Raw genomic sequence first — 1,585 nt, 5'->3', positions numbered from 1 at the left:
GGGCTCGAGCGTGGCGCTGCCCATCGCGAGGCGATGGCCGACTTCCCCGAACACCTGCGTCGTCGTGCTGTCGTACTTGCCCGTCAAGGTGTCGTTGAAGCCCGCAAACGCGGCGGAACGGCTCGTGTCCGTCTTGCTCCAGCTGTGGCTCGCGCCCAGGCGCAGCGCCGTGGCACCCCACTGCGTGCCGCCGTAGACGCCCAGGTGATAGCTGTCGGTCTTGCTGCTGCTGTTGCTTGTGCTGGTGTCTGCGCTCGCGCGGCTGTAGCCACCGAGCGCACCCACGCGCCAACCGGCGCCGATGCCGGTGTCCGCACCGACGAAGAACCCGCCGATGTCGCGCTTGAGCTTGGCCGCATTGCCGTCGCTGTCGATGCGGCCCCAGGAGCCGAACACCTGGCCCCAGCTGGATCGCGCCTGGCCGTCCTCGGGCGTGCAGGCCGTGCCGGCCTGTTGCGGTGTTGGCGCCGCACTGCCGGGTGCGCACGCCGCGCTGCGCAGTCGATCGATCGCGGCCTCGCGCACGAAGCGGCTGTCTTCCAGCGCCGCGGTCTTGGAGGAGGCATGGATGTCCGCCGACAGCTGGTTCAGCGCGTCGCGTGCCGCGAAGTCGTTGGGGAGCCACGCCACGGCGGTGGACAGCGGGTTGGCGCCCGGCAGGCTCTCCAATGCGCCGCCGACGGCCACCTGGTTGGGCGTGGTGGCGGGCTCGGTGAAGCTGCGTGTCTTCTGGGCCAGCAGGTAGACATGGTTCGCGTCGTAGCTGTCGGTCACGCGGACGAAAGCGCTCTCGGTGTCGCCCGTCAGGTTGTAGGTGCCGATGACGCCGCCGTCCGCGCTCAGCACCGTGTAGCGCGTGCCGATGCCGAAACTGCCGTTGCCCGTGCGGACCACCTGCAGGCGCGCGCCGCTTGCGATGCTCGCGCTGCCGCTCACGCGCAGCAGGTCCGAAGCCGTGGAGGCCGGATCGACTTCGACCTGGTAGGTCGAGCCCGCCTGCTGCGCGAAGTTGCCGTTGACGCTGAGCGTGCCGATGGAGTTGCCCGGTGCGACCGTGCCGGCGACCGTGGTGCCGCCGACCGAGCCCGAGCCCTGGAGCCGGCCCGCCGCCAGCACATTCATGCTGCCGCCGAGCGCGCCGTTGACCGCCAGCGTGCCGGCTTCGACGGTGGTCGCTCCGGCAAAGGCCGCGCTGTTGCCGGTGAGGTTGGTCATGCCCGTACCGATCTGGCGAATAACGCCGCTTCCGGAGATGTCGCCGCCAAGATCGAGCCGGTTCGCGCGGTTGAAGACGAACGTGCCATCGTTCACCACATTGCCCGCAACGGAGCCCGACGTACCGCCGCTACCAAGCTGCAGCGTGCTTGCGCCGTTGATCGTCGTGCCGCCGGTGTAGGTGTTGGTACCCGTCAGCACCTGCGTGCCGGCCGCAAGCACGAAGCTGCCGCTGCCTGCAATGGCGCCGCTGAAGGTGTCCTGTGCGGCGGTCAGCGTGAGGGTCTTGCCGCCGAGCGTGACGGCGCCGCTGCCCGAGAGGCGCCGCACGCTGGTGCCCGCCGCGCTCACGCCGGCAATGTCGAAAGTG

The 1,585-nt window shown here is 70.1% G+C and carries 1 protein-coding gene; it reads right to left on the bottom strand.

What is annotated here, in order from left to right:
* On the bottom strand, positions 1 to 1,585 hold a 1,585-nt coding region (locus tag AC1DOC_RS33040; RefSeq protein ID WP_478131493.1), incomplete at both ends, for an autotransporter outer membrane beta-barrel domain-containing protein.

The organism is Variovorax sp. 01T439_2 (genome assembly GCF_056398445.1).
The sequence above is the reverse complement of the archived record's forward strand: the minus strand, read 5'-3'. Positions and strand labels throughout refer to the sequence as shown.